Source organism: Micromonospora sp. ZG13 (genome assembly GCF_059359355.1).
Map to the genome: position 1 here is coordinate 1 of NZ_JCADBQ010000015.1, position 17,420 is coordinate 17,420.

General features: G+C 72.9%; 20 protein-coding genes. 4 read left to right on the top strand and 16 right to left on the bottom strand.

What is annotated here, in order from left to right:
• Together AC5L34_RS24020 and AC5L34_RS24025 are read right to left on the bottom strand one after the other, a co-directional pair.
• A partial coding sequence (locus AC5L34_RS24020; protein ID WP_494827084.1) for an AMP-binding protein occupies positions 1–203 on the bottom strand: 203 nt, incomplete at its 3' end.
• Positions 204–524: 321 nt separating this feature from the next.
• Positions 525–1,322 carry a S1 family peptidase gene (locus AC5L34_RS24025; RefSeq protein WP_441177004.1) on the bottom strand — a complete coding sequence of 266 codons (798 nt, stop codon included), beginning with the start codon at positions 1,320–1,322 and terminating at the stop codon, positions 525–527.
• Between the two features lie 193 nt (positions 1,323–1,515).
• On the opposite strand from AC5L34_RS24025, the gene AC5L34_RS24030 reads away from it, so the two are divergent.
• A complete protein-coding gene (locus AC5L34_RS24030) occupies positions 1,516–1,782 on the top strand; it encodes a hypothetical protein (RefSeq protein WP_441177005.1) in 267 nt (88 codons plus the stop codon).
• 145 nt (positions 1,783–1,927) lie between these two features.
• On the opposite strand, the gene AC5L34_RS24035 is transcribed toward AC5L34_RS24030, so the two are convergent.
• Positions 1,928–2,473 (bottom strand): hypothetical protein, encoded by a 546-nt coding sequence (locus AC5L34_RS24035; protein WP_441177006.1) that lies wholly within the window; start codon positions 2,471–2,473, stop codon positions 1,928–1,930.
• Between the two features lie 309 nt (positions 2,474–2,782).
• Here AC5L34_RS24035 and AC5L34_RS24040 point away from each other — a divergent pair, with 309 nt between their 5' ends.
• On the top strand, positions 2,783–3,103 hold the full coding sequence (locus AC5L34_RS24040; RefSeq protein WP_088998807.1) for a hypothetical protein: 321 nt from the start codon (positions 2,783–2,785) through the stop codon (positions 3,101–3,103).
• 131 nt (positions 3,104–3,234) lie between these two features.
• Here AC5L34_RS24040 and AC5L34_RS24045 read toward each other — a convergent pair whose 3' ends face one another.
• From AC5L34_RS24045 to AC5L34_RS24060, 4 genes are all read right to left on the bottom strand, one after another.
• Positions 3,235–3,702, bottom strand: coding sequence for a ribose-5-phosphate isomerase (locus AC5L34_RS24045; protein ID WP_441177007.1), 468 nt, complete (start codon positions 3,700–3,702; stop codon positions 3,235–3,237).
• 72 nt (positions 3,703–3,774) lie between these two features.
• A complete protein-coding gene (locus AC5L34_RS24050) occupies positions 3,775–4,974 on the bottom strand; it encodes a DUF1015 family protein (RefSeq protein WP_494827085.1) in 1,200 nt (399 codons plus the stop codon).
• 91 nt (positions 4,975–5,065) lie between these two features.
• Positions 5,066–5,518: a hypothetical protein gene (locus AC5L34_RS24055; protein ID WP_441177009.1), complete on the bottom strand. Its 453-nt coding sequence runs from the start codon at positions 5,516–5,518 to the stop codon at positions 5,066–5,068.
• A gap of 193 nt (positions 5,519–5,711) precedes the next feature.
• Positions 5,712–6,335: a mycothiol-dependent nitroreductase Rv2466c family protein gene (locus AC5L34_RS24060; protein WP_441177010.1), complete on the bottom strand. Its 624-nt coding sequence runs from the start codon at positions 6,333–6,335 to the stop codon at positions 5,712–5,714.
• Positions 6,336–6,546: 211 nt separating this feature from the next.
• On the opposite strand from AC5L34_RS24060, the gene pepN reads away from it, so the two are divergent.
• Entirely contained in the window at positions 6,547–9,096 is a 2,550-nt protein-coding gene (gene pepN / locus AC5L34_RS24065; RefSeq protein ID WP_494827154.1) for an aminopeptidase N, read from the top strand.
• Between the two features lie 78 nt (positions 9,097–9,174).
• Here the strand turns inward: pepN and AC5L34_RS24070 are convergent, their stop codons facing one another.
• From AC5L34_RS24070 to AC5L34_RS24080, 3 genes are read right to left on the bottom strand one after another with little or no spacing between them, the layout of a single operon-like run.
• The gene (locus AC5L34_RS24070) at positions 9,175–9,576 is read right to left on the bottom strand and encodes a DUF5130 family protein (RefSeq protein WP_088998801.1); all 402 of its coding nucleotides are present in this window, start codon (positions 9,574–9,576) and stop codon (positions 9,175–9,177) included.
• The gene (gene ctaJ, locus AC5L34_RS24075; protein WP_435832544.1) at positions 9,563–9,874 is read right to left on the bottom strand and encodes an aa3-type cytochrome oxidase subunit CtaJ; all 312 of its coding nucleotides are present in this window, start codon (positions 9,872–9,874) and stop codon (positions 9,563–9,565) included. The genes AC5L34_RS24070 and ctaJ overlap by 14 nt, the downstream gene beginning before the upstream one ends.
• Before the next feature lie 49 nt (positions 9,875–9,923).
• A complete protein-coding gene (locus tag AC5L34_RS24080; protein WP_494827086.1) occupies positions 9,924–11,387 on the bottom strand; it encodes an amidase in 1,464 nt (487 codons plus the stop codon).
• Positions 11,388–11,599: 212 nt separating this feature from the next.
• Between AC5L34_RS24080 and AC5L34_RS24085 the strand changes: the two genes are divergently transcribed.
• Positions 11,600–12,538: a poly(ethylene terephthalate) hydrolase family protein gene (locus tag AC5L34_RS24085; protein ID WP_441177012.1), complete on the top strand. Its 939-nt coding sequence runs from the start codon at positions 11,600–11,602 to the stop codon at positions 12,536–12,538.
• Between the two features lie 105 nt (positions 12,539–12,643).
• Here the strand turns inward: AC5L34_RS24085 and AC5L34_RS24090 are convergent, their stop codons facing one another.
• Genes AC5L34_RS24090 through AC5L34_RS24115 form a run of 6 tightly spaced genes read right to left on the bottom strand, consistent with a single transcriptional unit; the run spans position 12,644 to position 17,378 of the window.
• Complete coding sequence (locus AC5L34_RS24090; RefSeq protein ID WP_441177013.1) at positions 12,644–13,669, bottom strand: amidohydrolase family protein; 1,026 nt, start codon at positions 13,667–13,669, stop codon at positions 12,644–12,646.
• A complete protein-coding gene (locus AC5L34_RS24095) occupies positions 13,669–14,193 on the bottom strand; it encodes a 3-hydroxyanthranilate 3,4-dioxygenase (RefSeq protein ID WP_088998797.1) in 525 nt (174 codons plus the stop codon). Before AC5L34_RS24095 ends, AC5L34_RS24090 begins: the two co-directional genes overlap by 1 nt.
• Positions 14,190–14,618, bottom strand: coding sequence for a RidA family protein (locus AC5L34_RS24100; RefSeq protein ID WP_494827087.1), 429 nt, complete (start codon positions 14,616–14,618; stop codon positions 14,190–14,192). The genes AC5L34_RS24095 and AC5L34_RS24100 overlap by 4 nt, the downstream gene beginning before the upstream one ends.
• Positions 14,615–15,388 carry a 2-keto-4-pentenoate hydratase gene (locus AC5L34_RS24105; protein ID WP_494827088.1) on the bottom strand — a complete coding sequence of 258 codons (774 nt, stop codon included), beginning with the start codon at positions 15,386–15,388 and terminating at the stop codon, positions 14,615–14,617. Before AC5L34_RS24105 ends, AC5L34_RS24100 begins: the two co-directional genes overlap by 4 nt.
• Complete coding sequence (gene dmpG / locus AC5L34_RS24110) at positions 15,385–16,440, bottom strand: 4-hydroxy-2-oxovalerate aldolase (RefSeq protein WP_494827090.1); 1,056 nt, start codon at positions 16,438–16,440, stop codon at positions 15,385–15,387. The genes AC5L34_RS24105 and dmpG overlap by 4 nt, the downstream gene beginning before the upstream one ends.
• Positions 16,437–17,378, bottom strand: a complete 942-nt coding sequence (locus AC5L34_RS24115; RefSeq protein WP_494827092.1) for an acetaldehyde dehydrogenase (acetylating) — start codon at positions 17,376–17,378, stop codon at positions 16,437–16,439. The genes dmpG and AC5L34_RS24115 overlap by 4 nt, the downstream gene beginning before the upstream one ends.
• Positions 17,379–17,420 lie beyond the last annotated feature (42 nt).

The following is a 17,420-nucleotide window of genomic DNA, read 5'->3' on the forward strand; positions in this document are numbered from 1 at the left end:
TGCTCGGACTCCCTGCCCAACCAGGCGATACGGTCACCAGGACGCAACCCCGCCGCCTGGAGACCACGCGCCACCTGATTACTGACACGATGCAGGGTCGCGTAGTCGACACGCCGGCCCTCGCAGATGATCGCGACGGCGTCCGGCTGCTGAGCCGCGTGCCTGCGCGCCACGTCGACGAGCGTGCGCAACTGAACAGTCACCGGGTCCTCCTCAGTGGGCCTACGGATGGAGGCGACTCACGCCGCGAGACGCATGCCGGGCGGGTTGGCCAGAGCCATCCGCACCTCGTCCTCGGCGATGTCGTCGCCACTCCCCTTAGTGCGCGAGCGCGAACTGAACGTAATCAGCGCGCGTCCATCACCCGGTAACAGTGGAAGAACCGGCCCCGCGGGCCCGGGCGACAAATCGGTCCAGCAGCACGCCCCGGCGAGCGGGCGGGCGCACAGGCGGGAGCCAGGCGGAGCACGCGCGCGTGGGGGCCCGGCCGCACGAGCCGGCCGGGCCCCCGGGGGCGTCGCGGTTCAGCCGCCGAGGCTCGCCGCCGCCGAGGCGATCGCCGGGGCGAAGGTGCTCACCTGGGTGTAGACGCCGGGGTAGGAGGGCCGGGCGCAGCCGTTGCCCCAGCTCACGATGCCGACCTGGATCCAGGCGTTGCTCGCGTCCCGCCGGAACATCGGGCCGCCCGAGTCACCCTGGCAGGTGTCGATGCCGCCGCTGGCGTAGCCGGCGCAGATCTCCTCGCTCGCGATGATCTGACCGCCGTAGTAGGAGTTGCAGGTCGCGTCACTGACGAACGGCACGGTGGCCTTGCGCAGGTAGCGCTGCTGCGCGCCGCCCTCGCGGGTGGCGCCCCAGCCGGCGACCGTGAAGGTGCCGTTGTCGTACGCGGTGCTGGTGGCGATCTTCAGCGTCGGGAGCGTGGTGACCGGCGTGGCCAGCCGGATGAGGGCCCAGTCCTTGCCGTTGCCGTTGTAGCCGGGCGCCCGGTAGACGTAGTTCGAGCGCACCTGGATCCGGCTCGACGACTGGAGGTCCACCACGCCGAGGGTGGCGGTGATGCTGGTGTTCGTACCGGTCCCGCCGACGCAGTGCGCGGCGGTCAGCACCAGGCGCGGGCTGTAGAGCGAACCGCCGCAGCCCATGGAGAGCCGCACCATGAACGGGAACTCCCCCTGCGCGGCCAGCGTCCCGCCGACGACGTACGGGGTCACCTCGGGCCCGGGCTTGGCGGAGGCCGGAACGGCCAGGACGAACGAGCCGGCGGTGACCGCCACCAACGCGGCGGCCAACCGGCCGACGAGTGTGCGCCAACGGACCATGGGAGCCTCCCGAACCCTCGCGGCGCGCCGAGACGGTGCGCCGGAAACCGATGGCGGGAGCCTATGGATACGCATCGATGACTGGCAATGGCCCGACCCATCCCGCGTCGGTCATACCGTGGCCCGACGGAATCCGACCGCCCGACCGGACGCCGCCCGTTTTGCACCGGGACCGCCCGGGTACGGCCTTGGCATGGACACGAACACGAAGGCACACCTCGTTGGCGGCCCCCGCGACGGCAGCACCATCGACACGGGCGGCGACGCCCTCGTCGAGGTGGAGATCGACGGCATGATGCACCGCTACGTCCGGACCACCAAGCAGCACGGCGAGGACGGCACGGTCTACAACTACGACGGAATGGTGGCCCCGGACGGCGGGGAGCCCGGCGTCGAGGACCCGGAGGCCCGGGTGGCCTCCCCGAAGGCGGACGCGGAGGGCCACGGCGGGAAGCACTGAGCTGCGGATCAGCCCCGGCCGGGCACGGATGAACCGCGTCCGGCCGGGTAAGCAGCCCGCGACCTGGTGGAACGACCGGAGGTCGCGAGACCCCGCGACCGGACGCGCGGGCGGGCGGCGCAGGCCGGCCCGCCCGGGCGTACGGTCAGTTGTTGCTGATCCAGTTCCAGGCCGACACCACCCACTCGGTCTGCTGGAGGTAGGCGATCCCGAGACCGGCCAGGAAGACCGCCGTCACCAGGTGCGCCCCGCGCGCGCTGCGCCGCACCCGGCCCAACTGCCGCTCCAGCACCACCCGACCGAGCAGGCGGGCCAACGCGAACAGGCCGGCGGCCACCAGCAGGCTCAGCAGGAAGATCAGGAACGGGCCGGCGAGATCGCCGCCGCCCGAGATGGCCCAGATCCCCCAGCAGACGAAGGCGAAGAGCGCGCCGGCGGCACTCCACTCGCCGCCGCGCTTCAACTGCTCGACGTGCCAGCTCAGCGGCCGTCGCGGGGCCGGCGCGTCCGGCCAGCCCGTGCCCGTCGGCTCGTGCTCGACGACGGGGAACGGCTCCGTGCGCGACGTACGGGACTGCCCGACCGAGGCCACCCCCCGCTGGAACCCGTCGCGCTGCGGCGGCACCCCGGCACCGGGCTGCGGCGGCACCTCGACGGTCCGCTCGGCCCACGGCTGCGTCTGGTCGACCATCTCGTCCTCCCCTGGACCGACGGCGACCACCGGCCGCCGTCCGTTCCGAGGGTAGCCAGCCGGCAAACCGGGCGCCGAGGCCGCACCGGGGCACGGCACCCGAACCGCCGGCCCCGGTGCACGGACCGGCCGGGCCTGGCGCCGGGCTCAGGGCCGTGGGCCGTGACCGAGGTCACCGCCCACCCGCCTCGCCACACGCCCCCACCGCGCCACCCGCTCCCCACCGCGCCTTCCGGAGGAGGGCCACCGCTCGACCGACGGCGGACGCGCGAGGCGGCGCGGATCGGGCCGGGGCGGTACGGTCGGCTGATGGGGGACACGGAGCGCCGTCGGCGCCGGCTGCGGCACCCGACCGGTGACACGGGCGGGGCCGGCGGCCCGAACGCGACGACCGCCGGGGTGCACGACGGCCCCGAGCCGCCGCGTGCCCGCCGCAGCGGGCCGGGCGACGAGGGCGACCGCGGCCTGCGGGGTCTCGTCGGCCCCGGCTCCTCCCAGGTGAGCGTGACCGCCGCGATGCGGGCCCGCGACGCCGCCCGCCCCACGGACGAGGACCTGGCCGCGGCCGAGGAACGCGTGGTGATCATCCGCCGCAACTGGACGCCCCGCGAGGACCTCCCCCGCCGCTGACGGCGGATCGTCGTGGAAACCGCGACGGTGGACCGTGGCGGAACCGGTCCCTCGGGGCCACGAACCGTCCCGGATCCACCAGCCTGGCGGCGCCCGGAGTCACCCGGGCGCCGGGACGGCCGGTCGGGCGGTCAGGGCAGCGTGGGGAGCTGGCGGGTGCCCTCGTAGTCGGCCACCTGGGCGATCCGGCGGGCGTGCCGCTCGTTGCCCGAGAACGGGGTGGTCAGGAACGCCTCGACGATGGCGGTCGCCTCGTCCAGCGTGTGCTGACGGGCGCCGACCGCCACGACGTTCGCGTCGTTGTGCTCGCGGGCCAGCTGGGCGGTGTCGATGCTCCAGGCGAGGGCCGCCCGGACGCCGGCCACCTTGTTCGCGGCGATCTGCTCGCCGTTGCCCGAGCCGCCGATGACCACCCCGAGGCTGCCGCCGTCAGCCACCACCCGGTCGCCGGTGTGCAGGCAGAAGGCCGGGTAGTCGTCGTCCGGGTCGAAGGCGTGCGGGCCGACGTCGACCACGTCGTACCCCTCCTTGGTCAGGTGGTTGACCAGGTGCACCTTCAACTCGAAACCGGCGTGGTCGGATCCCAGGTAGACGCGCATACCGCGCAGTCTGTCAGGCCCGTCTCCGGGGCGGCGCGCGGGCGGCGCCCCGGAGGCGGATTCGTCACAGGGTCAGCGGGACAGCTCGGCGACCACCAGGCCGCCGCGCGCCTTCGGGGTGAACCAGGTGCTCTTGCGCGGCATCTTCTCCCGCGCCAGGTTGACCGCGACGAAGTCGTCCACCGTCACCGGTGCCACCAGCACCGCCAGCTCGGCCCGCCCCCCGTCGACCTCGCCGGTCAGCCAGCTCGCCGGGTAGTCGCCGCCAACGTAGGTGATCCGCTTGTCGCCCGGGTCGAGCCCGAGCGCGTCGCGCAGCAGCAGCCGCTCGACCAGGGCGTGGTCCAGGTTCTCCAGCCGGTTGTCGCCGACGTGCGGCAGGGTGACCGCGTACCCCTGGCCGGCGAGGCGCAGGTGCACGGTGCCGCCGGCCGCCGGGACCTCGACCGGGCCGTCGATCGGGCTGATCCGCGCGCCAGCGGCGCGCAGCCTGGCGAGCAGGTCGTCGGCGGTGGTGGGCAGCTCGCTGACCAGCCGGTTGTAGGGCTGAATCGCCACCGACGCCGGGGTCGTGATCACCGACAGGAAGCGCGGCAGCCCGCCGGTCTGGGCGGCGAGGCTGCGGTGGTTGCCGTCGGCCACGACCAGCTCGCCGCCGCCCGCCAGGGCGGTCAGCTCGTCCTGGCGCGGGCCCGGGCCGAGCAGCCAGATGGCGTGGGTGCGCCCCGCCTGGTCGGTGTCGGTCGCCGCCGGCGCGCCGGCCGCGTCGGTCGCCGCCGCCAGGGCGGCGTGCAGCTCGTCGCCGCGCCCGGTCTGGAGCAGGAGTACGGGCGACAGCAGGTGGCCCAGCGCCTCGGCGAGGGCCACCCGCTCCCGCACCTTCGCGATGAAGACGTCCTCGTTGCGGATGACCAGACCGGGCTCGTCGGCGCGGGTGGAGATCTGGTCGGTGTCGACCATGGCGAAGAGCCCGTACGCGTTCTCCTCCCCCGGCGCGCTGATCCGGTAGAGGACCACGACCTGCTCGGCCGGGGTGTAGCTGCCGTCGGCCTTCGCCTCGGCGAGCCGGGTCACCGCGTCCGGCAAGGCGTCGAGGAAGGACTTGCCCAGGCTCTCCGGCGCCCGATGCGGCATCTCGATGCCGAGGGCACTGTGCGGGTTCGCCTCGATGATCGCGGTGATCTCCGCGTCGTCGGCGAACTCGTCGTAGTTCTGCGCGCCGGTGCCGCCAGTGGTGATCCAGGCCCGGGCGATCGGATGCACGACCGTCATGTGCGAAGACGCTACCGGCGGCGCGGGTCCCGCCGGCGCGGGACCCACGCGTGGTCCACCAGATGAAAGAGCTACCGGGCGGGCGCCGGGTTCAGGCGGTGCGGTCGGGCTGTCCCGCCGCCCGGCGGTGCCGACCGCCCGGCGTGGGAGCGCCCGCCGGTCGCCGGCCCGGCACACCCGGCCCGGCGGGAACGATCCTGCGGGACCCGGCCGACGCCGCCGGCACCGGCCGATGCTCGGCGGGCAGGACGGGCGCCACGGACCGGTCGGCGGGCAGGACGGGCCGGTGCTCCGCCGGCGACACGGGCCGGTCGGGCGCCGCGACGGGCCGGCGCCCGGCCGGCGGGGTCAGCCGGGAGGTGGCCGGCACGCGGGCGACGCCGACCACGATCGGCGGGGCGAGCAGGTCCACCATGTGGGCGGGAAGGTCGGGACGGAGCGTCGGCCAGCGGGAGTCGTCGACCGACCAGTACGCCGTGTCCGGGCGCTCGGTCACCCCCTCCCGGGTCGACGGATCGTCACCGGGCACACGGTGCTTGGCCATCGGTTTTGCCTCCACGAGCTGCGGGGTGCGGCCCTGCGGGTCGCTGCGGCGGACACCGGGGCCAACGATCCCGCCGCCGTCCCGGTGACGCCCCGCACACCCTTCCCGCCCCTGCTCACCGTCGTTCCGTGGCCCGGCGAGGGGTCCGGGCCGGGATTCCGGCGCCGGGCCCCTCGGGTCGGCGGGAGGGCGGTCAGTCGAAGATCGGGTCGAGGTCCCGGGAGCGCTTGAGCTCGTAGAAGCCGGGGGTGGCGGCGACGAGCAGGACGCCGTCCCAGAGCCGGCCGGCGGCCTCGCCCTTGGGCGCCGGGGTGATCACCGGGCCGAAGAAGGCGACCGTGCCGCCGTCGGGACCCGGAGCGTGGATCACCGGGGTGCCGACGTCGGTGCCGACCGGGCGCATGCCGGCCTCATGGCTGGCCCGCAGCGCCTCGTCGTGGTCGCTGCCCTCGGCGACGTCGGCCAGCGCCGGGTCGAGCCCGACGTCGGTCAGCGCGGCCACGAACAGCTCCCGCGTGAACTTCTCCCGCCCGAGGTGGATCCGGGTGCCGAGCGCGGTGTAGAGCTTCCGGACGGCGTCCTGGCCGTACCGCTGCTCCACCGCTATGCAGACCCGCACCGGGCCCCAGCCGGTCCGCATCAGCTCCTGGTACTCCTCGGGCAGGTCCCGGCCCTCGTTGAGCACCGACAGGCTCATCACGCGGAACCGGACGTCCACGTCCCGGACCTTCTCCACCTCCAGCAGCCAACGGGAGGTGATCCACGCCCACGGGCAGAGGGGGTCGAAGAACATGTCTACGGCGGCACGCTCGCTCACGGCTGGTCCCTTCGAAACGGGGTGCGCCGGCCTCCCGGCGCCTCCTGCGATCTTCACCCCGGCGGGTATCGACCGACAGCGGAATGAGAGCGTGACCTCGCCCACCAAGGGGTGTTCATGCATGGAAGACTCGAATCCGGCCGTCACGAGCGGCCGATCACGGCGCCAACGGGGCGTGCTGCGAGACGGGATGGAGACGAAAGTGCCGGGAGTGCGCAACCTGACGCAGGTCGAGGCCACCGAGCGGGCCCGCCTGCTCGACGTGACCGGATACGACATCAGTCTGGACCTCTCGTCCGCCGTACGGGCGGCCGAGGCCCGCACCTTCCGTTCGAGGACCGAGGTCCGGTTCCGGTGCACGGAGCCCGGCGCGAGCACCTTCATCGAGCTGGCCGCCGACTCCGTACGCTCCGCCACGCTCAACGGCGCCCCGGTGGACCTGGGCGACTGGTCGGCCGAGAAGGGCCTGACCCTGTCGGGACTGGACAGCGACAACACGCTCGTCGTCGAGGCGGACTTCGCGTACTCGAACAGCGGGCAGGGGCTGCACCGCAGCGTCGACCCCGTCGACGGTGAGACCTACCTCTACAGCCAGTTCGAGACGGCCGACGCCCAGCGGGTCTACGCCTGCTTCGACCAGCCCGACCTGAAGAGCGTCTACACCTGGCACGCCACCGTCCCGGAGCACTGGAAGGTGGTCTCCAACATGCCGGTGGAGCGGGAGGAGGCGGCGGGCGAGGGCCTGAAGACGGTCCACTTCGCCACCTCGGTGCGGATGAGCACCTACATCACCGCCCTGTGCGCCGGGCCGTACCACGAGGTGCGCGACAGCCACGACGGCATCGACCTGGGCGCGTTCTGCCGGGCCTCGATGGCGCCGCACCTCGACTCGGACGACCTCTTCCTGGTCACCAAGCAGGGCTTCGACTTCTTCCACGAGCAGTTCGGCGTGCGCTACCCGCTGCCCAAGTACGACCAGCTGTGGGTGCCCGACTTCAACGCCGGCGCGATGGAGAACTTCGGCTGCGTCACGCACGCCGAGGCGCACTACCTCTTCCGCTCGCAGGTGACCGACTACGAGTACGAGCAGCGGGCCAACACGATCCTGCACGAGCTGGCGCACATGTGGTTCGGTGACCTGGTCACCATGCGCTGGTGGAACGACCTGTGGCTCAACGAGTCGTTCGCCGAGTGGGCCAGCCACTGGTGCAACACCCACGCCACCCGCTTCACCGAGGCCTGGACGACGTTCCTGTCCATCCGCAAGAACTGGGGCTACCGCCAGGACCAGCTCTCCTCCACCCACCCGGTCTACTGCGAGATGCCGGACCTGGAGGCGGTCGAGGTCAACTTCGACGGCATCACCTACGCCAAGGGCGCGAGCGTGCTCAAGCAGCTCGTCGCGTACGTCGGCGAGGAGCCGTTCCTGGCCGGGCTGCGGGCCTACTTCGCCAAGCACGCCTGGGGCAACGCCACCTTCGACGACCTGCTCTCCGAGCTGGAGACGGCCTCCGGCCGGGAGCTGCGCAAGTTCGCCGCCCAGTGGCTGGAGACGGCGCAGGTCAACACCCTGCGCCCGGAGCTGACGATCGGCGCGGACGGCACCTACGAGCAGGTGGTCGTGCTCCAGGAGGCGCCCGCCGGGCACCCGACGCTGCGGACCCACCGGATCGGGGTCGGCCTCTACGACCTGACGGACGGCCGGCTGGTCCGCCGCGAGCGTCACGAGGTCGACGTCACCGGCGACCGCACCGAGGTGTCCGCGCTGCGCGGCGTGCCCGCCGCCGACGTGCTGCTGCTCAACGACGACGACCTCACCTACACCAAGCTGCGCCTCGACGAGCGCTCGATGGCCACCGTCGTGCAGCACATCGCCGGCTTCGAGTCGTCGCTGGCCCGCGCGCTGTGCTGGACCGCCGCCTGGGACATGACCCGCGACGCCGAGCTGGCCGCCCGCGACTACGTGGCGCTGGTGCTGGCGGGGCTGCCGGCCGAGACCGACATCAACCTGGTCAACGCGGCCCTGCGCCAGGCCAACACGACGCTCACCTACTACGCCGACCCGGCCTGGGCGCCGACCGGCTGGGCGGAGCTGGCGCGCACCGCGCGTACGGCGCTGGCGGCGGCGGAGGCGGGCAGCGGCTTCCAGCTCACCTGGGCCCGCGCCTACGCCCAGGCGGCCCGCTCGGCCGAGGACCTCGCCGCCCTGCGCGGCTGGCTGGCCGGCAACGACGTGCCGGCCGGCCTGTCCATCGACACCGAGCTGCGCTGGGCCGTGCTGGACGCCCTGGTCGCCAACGGCGCGGCCGGCACCGCCGAGATCGAGGCCGAGCTGGCCGGGGACCGGACGGCCAGCGGCGAGCGGGAGGCCGCGTACGCGCACGCGCTGGTGCCGACGGCGGAGAACAAGGCCGCCGTCTGGGCCGAGCTGACCGGCCCGGAGGCGCTGCCGAACTGGCGCAACCGGGCGCTGTTGCAGGGCTTCACCCACCCGGCCCAGACGGAGCTGACCGCGTCCTACCGGGAGAAGTACTTCGCCGTGGTCGGCCAGGTCTGGGGCAGCCGGGACAGCGAGCCGGCGCAGGAGTTCGCGCAGCTGGCGTACCCGATGTTCCTGGTGGACGAGGAGACGGTGGCGGCCACCGACGCCTGGCTTGCCGGCGACGGCCACCCGGCGTCGCTGCGCCGGCTGGTGGCTGAGGGCCGCGACGGCGTCGTGCGCGCCCTGCGGGCCCGCGAGCGGGACGCCCGCGGCGCCTGACGTACGCCCGACACGGTGAAGCCCGGCCCGCACAGCGGACCGGGCTTCACCGTTGGACGTCGGGTGGGCTCGGGTCGGTCAGCCCTTGCCGGCGTGGCTGGCGAGCTGGTCGAGGCCGTTGATGATGCCGCCGGCCAGGTCGCCGCCGCCGAACGCCGCCACCATGGAGAGCGCGGCGAGCCGGGCGTACGTGTCGGGGATGCGCTTGCGGGCGTGCCGGCCGGTGACGATCTCCAGCTGCCGCTGGTTGGGCGACACCGCGATCAGGACCGACCGGTCGGGCTCGGCGAGCTGGCGGTGCAGCCGCTCGGCGTGCTCCCGGATCGGCTCGTCGAGGCCGCCGACGAAGACCGAGAAGACCAGACCGGTGCCCTGGTCGGCCAGGCGCAGGGCCTCGTCGATGCGCAGCAGCTGGCGGGTCGAGAACGGCCCGTCCAGCACCTCGGGCGGAGTCCCGGCCTGCTTCTCACCAACGGTCACTTGCGCCTCCGGTTCCACCGGCCGGCGCCTCGACGCCGGCCCGCTCGAGCTTGTGGCTGGTCAGCGCCGGCGCCTGCGCGCCCGCTGCCAGGGCGGTGCCGGCCGAGTCGGCCAGCTGCTCCGGCCGGCCCAGGAACCAGACCGGAGTGAAGTCGAAGCGCCGGCCCGGTCGGTAGCGCTTCGCGCCGCCACCGCCGCCACCACGGTTACCGGCGTACGCCAGACCGGCGATCACCAGCACCGCGGCCGCCGGGATGCCGACGAAGACCAGCAACGTCTCGGTTACAGACAATCCCAACGCCCCCAGGCGGAAGAAGAGACCTCAAGGATCCGGGTCGGGTGGACGATCATGGCGCCGACCGCCCGACACCGCTGCCATTCACGTTAGCGGAGCCCACGGCCCACCAGATTGCGGGGTGGCGATCCCATCCGCCACTGGAGTGCTCCAGTTGCGCAGCCGTGGCGATCAACCTCGCGTCGTCGCCGTACCGGCCAGTCAGTAGGACCCCCACGGGCAGCCCCTCGGCGGTGACACCCACCGGCAGCGAAACCGACGGATCACCCGTGACGTTGAAGACCGCGCAGTACGGCGAGAACCGGCGTTGCCGGTCGAAGTCTTCGGCCGGGTCGCCACCGGAGGCGAACCAGCCCAGCGGCGCCTGCGGCGCGGCGAGGGTGGGGCAGAGCAGCAGGTCGCAGCCGGCGGTACGGCGTACGCCGAGGCGTACCTGCGCCTGGAGTTCGCCGAGCGTGGCGGTGAGGGTGCCGGCGGAGATCTCCGCGCCCCGGGCGCGCAGGTGGCGGGTCAGCGGCAGCAGGTCGGCCTCCCGCTCGGGCGGCACGGGCGCGAGCGCCAGCACGTACCAGACGATCTCGAACAGCGGCCACACGGCGGGCCCGAGGGGCGCGGGGACGTCGACCACCTCGTGGCCGGCGGCGGTGAGCAGCGCCGCGGCCCGGTCCACGGCGGCGAGGCAGTCGGGGTGCACCGGCTCGTCGGCGAGCATCGGGGCGGTGAACCGTCCGACCCGCAGCCGCCCCGGGTCGGCCCGCCGGGCCGCGCCGAGCCAGCCGCCCTCGGGCGGGGCGGGCGCCAGGTAGGGCTCGCCGGGCACCGGCCGGGCCAGCACGTCGAGCAGTGCCGCCACGTCGGCGACCGTACGCCCGATCGGCCCGTTGGTCGGCAGGCCGTAGGCGCCGGAGCCCACCGGCCCGCCGGAGACCAGGCCCCGGCTCGGCTTGTAGCCGACAAGGCCGCACAGCGACGCGGGGATGCGCAGCGAGCCGCCGCCGTCGGAGCCCTGGGCGACCGGGACCAGCCCGGCCGCGACGGCCGCCGCCGCCCCTCCGCTGGAGCCGCCGGCGGTGTACGCCAGGCCCCACGGGTTGCGGGCCGGCGGCGCGACCAGCCCTTCGGAGTAGAGCGAGCAGCCCAGCTCGGAGGTCGTGGTCTTGCCCAGGCTCACCAGCCCGGCCTGCGCCATGAACCGGACCACGTCGGCGTCCACCGGCGGCACGAAGTCGGCGAACGCCGCCGAGCCGAACGTGGTGCGCACCCCGGCGGTGAGGGTGAGGTCCTTGATCGCGGTCGGCACGCCGTGCAACGGGCCGCGCTTGTCGGCCGGTACGGCGTCGGCGGCACGGGCCGCCGCGCGGGCCCGCTCGCCGGTGACCGTGACGAACGCGCCGACGGTGTCGCCGAGCGCGTCGACCCGGGTCAGGTGGTGCTCGACCAGCTCGACGCTCGACAGCTCGCCGCGGGCGATCGCGGCGGCCTGCTCCAGCGCCGTCAGGTCGTGCGGCTCAACCATCCCCTCATCCTGCCCGCCCGGCCGCCACTGTGCCGTACGACACGGCCGGCCCACGGTGCGACGCGCGCCATATCCCCCTGACATGACCACATCGGGATGACCGCCCACCGGCACCCGGCCCGCAGGATGGACCCGATCGATGGCGATCACCGTCCACCCGGTGGCCCCCCGCACCGCCGCCACCGACCCCCACCCCCGCAGGGAGCGTCGCCGTGCAACCCCTACCCGCTCTGCACCCCGTCCCCCGCCGTCGCTGGTCCTCGCGCGCCACCCGGCCGCTGCTGGCCCTCGCCCTGGTCGGCGCGAGCCTGACCGTCACACCCGCCGCACCGGCCGGCGCCCAGGACCTGCCCACGGCCGCGCCGCTCGCCGCCAACCCGTACGAGCGGGGTCCGGCGCCCACCGTGGCGAGCATCGAGGCCACCCGCGGCCCGTTCGCCACCGCGCAGACCACCGTCGCCGCCAGCAGCGTCAGCGGCTTCGGCGGCGGGACGATCTACTACCCGACCAGCACCGCCGAGGGCACCTTCGGCGCGGTCGCCATCTCCCCCGGCTTCACCGCGCGTCAGACCTCCGTCGCGTGGCTCGGCCCCCGCCTGGCCTCGCAGGGCTTCGTCGTCATCACCATCGACACCCGGTCCGTGTACGACCAGCCGGCCAGCCGGGGAACCCAACTGCTGGCCGCCCTGGACTACCTGACCAACACGAGCACCGTCCGCACCCGCATCGACCGGAACCGGCTCGCCGTGATGGGCCACTCGATGGGCGGCGGGGGCAGCCTGTCGGCGGCCAGCACGCGGCCCGCGTTGCAGGCGGCGATCCCGCTGACCGGCTGGCACACCCAGAAGAGCTGGTCGACGGTACGTGTACCGACCCTGGTCATCGGGGCCGAGAACGACACGGTGGCCCCGGTCTCGTCGCACTCGGAGCCGTTCTACACCAGCCTGCCGGCCACGCTCGACAAGGCGTACCTGGAGCTGAACGCGGCCAGCCACTCGGCGCCCACCTCGTCCAACGTGACGGTGGCGAAGTACAGCATCTCCTGGCTCAAGCGGTTCGTCGACGACGACACCCGCTACGAGCAGTTCCTCTGCCCGGCCCCCCGGGGCACGGCGATCGAGGAGTACCGGGACACCTGCCCGCACTCCTGAACCCACAGCTCCGGAGCCGTCGCGCGCACTGGGGGCCGCGACGGCTCCGGATTCCACCCGCCGGGCGGCGGGGCCCTTCGGGGACCGCGTCGCCCGGACGCGGGCTCAGGAGCGGGTGCCGAGGAACCGCAGCGCGTTGCCGCCCAGCAGCAGGGCGCGCTGTTCCCCGGTGAGGAAGTCCGCCTCGCGTACCACCCGGCCGACCGGCCGCTCCCCCAACGGGTACGGGTAGTCGCTGCCCACGAGCACCCGCTCGGCACCCATGGTGTCGACCAGCAGCCGCAGCGCAGGCGCGGAGAAGACCACCGAGTCGACGCAGAACCGGTCGACGTACGAGCTGGGCGGGGCGGTGGAGGCACCACGTACCAGGTCGCCACGGCGGTGCCAGGCGTTGTCGGCCCGGCCCAGCCAGAACGGGAAGCTGCCGCCGCCGTGCGCGAAGCAGATCCGCAGCGTGTCGGGCACCCGGTCGAAGACGCCGCCGAGGATCAGCGCCAGCACCGACAGGTGCGTCTCGGCGGGCATCCCGGCGAGCCAGCGGGCCATCCACCGGTCCAGCCGGGGGCCGCCCGGCATGTCCCACGGATGGACGAAGACCGGTGCGCCCACCTCGGCGCAGTGCGTCAGGAACTCCACGATCCCGGCGTCGTCCAGGTCGCGGTCGCCGACGTGGTTGCCGATCTCCACCCCGGCGTGCCCGGCCGCGAGGCAGCGGTCCAGCTCGGCGCAGGCCGCCTCCGGGTCCTGCAACGGCACCTGACAGAACGGCACCAGCCGGTCGCCACCGGCGGCGGTGACCTCCAGGGTCAGATCGTTGAAGATCCGCGCCACCTTCACCGCCTGCTCGGCGGGGCGGTCGTAGCTGAAGAAGACCGGGGTGGGCGAGACGACCTGCACGTCCACGCCGTCGGCGTCCATGTCGCCGAGCCGGGTCGGCGCGTCCCAGCACTCCGCCCCGACCGGGCGGAACTCCGTCTCCCCCACCATGATCATGGCGGCCCGCTCGGAGTCGACCCGCAGCCGGGGCCAGTCGGACCCGCCGCACGCCGCGCCGAGGTCCGGCCACCCCTTCGGTACGACGTGCGTGTGCACGTCGACCACCGGCGGCCGGGCCTGCCCGGGACCGCGCATCAGCCCTTGCCCGGGTGCAGCGCGCCGCAGTTCGCGCAGGTACGCGCGGCCTCGTCGGCGTAGAACGCCGCGAAGACCGGAGGCAGGTCGGCGGCGATGTCCCGGACCTGCAACTCGACCTCGTGCACCTTGTGCCCGCACTCGGCGCAGTACCACTGGAACTTCTCCAGCGTGCCCTCCTCGCGGACCCGCTCCACGACCACGCCGATCGAACCGGCCTCGGGGCGCTGCGGCGAGTGCGGGGTGTTGCGCGGCAGCATCCACATCTGACCCTCGCGCACGTGCACCGTACGCGGCCCCTCCGGGAGCATCAGGTTGATGTGCATGTTGCCCTTGACCTGGTAGAAGAACTCCTCGTACGGGTCGACGTGGAAGTCGGTGCGCTGGTTGGGGCCGCCCACCACCATCACGATGAAGTCGTCCCCGCCCGGGAACATCTCCTTGTTGCCGACCGGCGGCTTGAGCAGGTGCTGGTTCTCCGCGATCCAGCCCGGAAAGCTGAACGGCTCCGCGATCTCACTCACGACTGACCTCCTGACGGAAGAAGGGCCACGGCCTGGATTTCGATGAGCAGGTGCGGGTGGGGTAGCTGGTGCACGGCGACGGTGGTGCGGGTGGGTCCGGTGGCGTCGAAGTATTCGGCCCAGACCTGGTTGTAGCCGCCGAAGTCGTTCATGTTGACGAGGTAGGTGGTGACCTGCACGAGGTCGTTCAGGTCGGCGCCGACCGTCCGCAGCAGGTCGGCGATGTTGTCGATGACAGCCCTGGTCTGTGCGCGGATGTCGAGGTTGGTGGTGCCGAACTCGTCGACCTGCACGCCGGCGAAGGTGTTGTCGGGTCGGCGGCTGGAGGTGCCGGAGACGAAGACGAATCCGCCGGCGACCTTGACGTGCGGGAACGCGCCGCGGGGTGTGGCCTTGCCGGCGACGACGTGCGCCTGCGCGCTCATTCCGACGCCCGCAGTGAGGCGGTGCCGAGGTGTTCGACGACGGCGCGGACGTGAGCGCCGGGTTTGAGGGGCACGGCGGCGGTGGCGGCGCCGGCGAGGAACACCCAGCCTTCGCGCAGCCGTACGCCGTGGCGGCCGGCGAGGCGGATGCCTTCGTCGAGGGCGCGGCGGGGGTCGCCGAGGATCGCGGCGGTGGAGCCGACCTGCGCGACGCGTCCGTCGATCTCCAGCAGCACACCCAGGTTGTCCAGGCCGTCCGGGACCGGCGACCAGGCGCCGACGACGAACGCGGCGGCGGAGGTGTTGTCGGCGATGACGTCGGGCAGGGAGAAGCTGAAGTTGGCGTAGCGGGAGTCGATGACCTCGATCGCGGGGGCGACCGCCCGGACCGCGTCGGTGAAGTCGCCGACGGGCTCGCCGGGTTCGGGGAGGCGGTCGAGCAGGAACGCCACTTCGGGCTCGACGCGGGGGTGGATGAAGCTGGTGGGGTCGAGGGTGCCGCCGTCGGGGATGCGCATGGTGTCGGTGAGCCGGCCCCAGATGACCTCGTCCACGCCGACCTGCGCCATCTTCGCCTTGCTGGTCAGGCCCATCTTCAACCCCACCGCACGCTCACCCCGGTCGAGGCGACGCTGGATCAACGCGGTCTGCACCGCGTACGCCGCATCCACGTCCAGACCGGTCTCGGCGGCCAACTGCGGGATCGCGGTGGCGGTGTCGGCCGCCACGCCCAACCGCTCGGCGATACCGGCGGTGTCCGGGCCGATCATGATGTCTCCTTGCCGGCGAGGTCCAGTGCCACGTCCACGATCATGTCTTCCTGCCCGCCGACCATGCGGCGGCGGCCCAGCTCGACCAGGATCGAGCGCACGTCCACGCCGTACTTGTCCGAGGCCCGCTCCGCATGCCGCAGGAAACTGGAATACACCCCGGCGTAGCCGAGAGACAGGGTCTCCCGGTCGACCTGCACCGGCCGGTCCTGCAACGGACGCACAATGTCGTCGGCGGCGTCCATCAACGCGAACACGTCACAGCCATGCTCCCACCCGTGCAACTCCGCGACGGCCACGAACACCTCCAACGGCGCGTTACCCGCCCCCGCACCCTGCCCGGCCAGCGACGCGTCCACCCGCACCGTGCGCCCCGACGGCGAGCCCAGCGGACCGTCGCCGGCGATACGGCCGTGTTCGACCGCGACCACGCTGTTGGCCACGCCGAGGGACAGGTTGTGGTGGGCGTGGATACCGATCTGCGTGGTCGGCGCCAACACCTGACGGTACGCATCCACCCGCTCGGCCACGTCCGACATGAGTAGCCGGCCGCCGGAGTCGGTGACGTAGACACAGTGCGCCCCGTACGACTCCATCAACTTCGCCTGCCCCGCCAACCCGGCCGGGTCGTTCATGTGCGACATCATCAGGAACCCGGAGACGTCCATGCCGTTCTCCCGCGCCCACGCGATGTGCTGCGCCGAGATGTCGGCCTCCGTGCAGTGGGTGGCGATGCGCACACTCGTCACTCCGAGGGCCTTCGCCGCCTTCAGATCCGCGATCGTGCCGATACCCGGCAACAGCAGAGTCGTCAGCTTCGCCGAGGTCATCACCTCGGCCGCCGCCGAAATCCACTCGGCGTCACTGGCCGCACCATGACCGTAGTTCACACTCGAACCCGCAAGACCGTCACCATGGGCGACCTCGATCGCCGCCACCCCCGCCGCATCCAACGCCGCGGCGATCGTGCGAACCTGCTCCACCGTGTACCGGTGGGCGACGGCGTGCATGCCATCGCGCAACGTCACGTCCTGGATGTACAGATCGGTCACGACAGCACCCCCGAAGCAGCCTCGGAGCGCACCGCCACCAGCCGCTCGGCCGTACGCAGCGCCGCCGACGTCATGATGTCCAGATTCCCCGCGTACGCCGGCAGATAGTGCCCGGCGCCGGAGACCTCCAGGAACACCGACACCTGCAACCCGCGCAGATGTCGACCCAACGACGGCACATACGCATCCACCGGGTCGAACTGCACGTCCTGCTTCAACCGATAACCGGGCACGTACTCCTGCACCGACGCCACCATCTCCTTTACGGAGGCGGCGATCGCCGCCCGATCCGCGTCCGCGTCCTCACACAGGCAGTACACGGTGTCGCGCATCAACAACGGCGGGTCCGCCGGGTTCAACACGATGATCGCCTTACCCCGCTGCGCACCACCGACGACCTCGATCGCCCGCGCCGTGGTCTCGGTGAACTCGTCGATGTTCGCCCGCGTCCCCGGCCCCGCCGACCTCGACGCGATCGACGCCACGATCTCCCCGTACACCACCGGCGTCACCCGACCCACCGCCGCCACGATCGGCACCGTCGCCTGCCCACCACACGTCACCATGTTCACGTTGCGCTCGCCCAGATGCTCATCCAGATTCACCGGCGGCACCACATACGGGCCGACCGCCGCCGGCGTCAAATCCACCACCAGCCGACCATGCGCACGCAGCACCGCATCGTTACGTCGATGCGCACCCGCCGACGTCGCATCGAACACCAACTCCACATCCGCGAACTCCGGCATCGCCACCAAGCCGTCGACACCCTCAGCGGTCGTCGCCACACCCAACCTGCGCGCCCGCGCCAACCCGTCGGAATCGGGGTCGATGCCCACCATCGCCACCATCCGCAACGACTCCGACAGCCGCAGCACCTTGATCATCAGATCGGTGCCGATGTTGCCCGACCCGATCACCGCCACCCCGACGCTCACGACGCCTCCCCCTCACCGAAGACCGCAACGGTCGCCGACCCA

Coding starts and splice junctions, on each gene's coding strand:
- AC5L34_RS24035 (WP_441177006.1), bottom strand. CDS start 2,473: ATGGTCGACCAGACGCAGCCGTGGGCCGAGCGGACCGTCGAGGTGCCG.
- AC5L34_RS24040 (WP_088998807.1), top strand. CDS start 2,783: ATGGGGGACACGGAGCGCCGTCGGCGCCGGCTGCGGCACCCGACCGGT.
- AC5L34_RS24030 (WP_441177005.1), top strand. CDS start 1,516: ATGGACACGAACACGAAGGCACACCTCGTTGGCGGCCCCCGCGACGGC.
- AC5L34_RS24090 (WP_441177013.1), bottom strand. CDS start 13,669: ATGCGCGGTCCCGGGCAGGCCCGGCCGCCGGTGGTCGACGTGCACACG.
- AC5L34_RS24025 (WP_441177004.1), bottom strand. CDS start 1,322: ATGGTCCGTTGGCGCACACTCGTCGGCCGGTTGGCCGCCGCGTTGGTG.
- AC5L34_RS24050 (WP_494827085.1), bottom strand. CDS start 4,974: ATGACGGTCGTGCATCCGATCGCCCGGGCCTGGATCACCACTGGCGGC.
- AC5L34_RS24080 (WP_494827086.1), bottom strand. CDS start 11,387: ATGGTTGAGCCGCACGACCTGACGGCGCTGGAGCAGGCCGCCGCGATC.
- AC5L34_RS24100 (WP_494827087.1), bottom strand. CDS start 14,618: ATGAGCGCGCAGGCGCACGTCGTCGCCGGCAAGGCCACACCCCGCGGC.
- AC5L34_RS24105 (WP_494827088.1), bottom strand. CDS start 15,388: ATGATCGGCCCGGACACCGCCGGTATCGCCGAGCGGTTGGGCGTGGCG.
- AC5L34_RS24045 (WP_441177007.1), bottom strand. CDS start 3,702: ATGCGCGTCTACCTGGGATCCGACCACGCCGGTTTCGAGTTGAAGGTG.
- AC5L34_RS24055 (WP_441177009.1), bottom strand. CDS start 5,518: ATGGCCAAGCACCGTGTGCCCGGTGACGATCCGTCGACCCGGGAGGGG.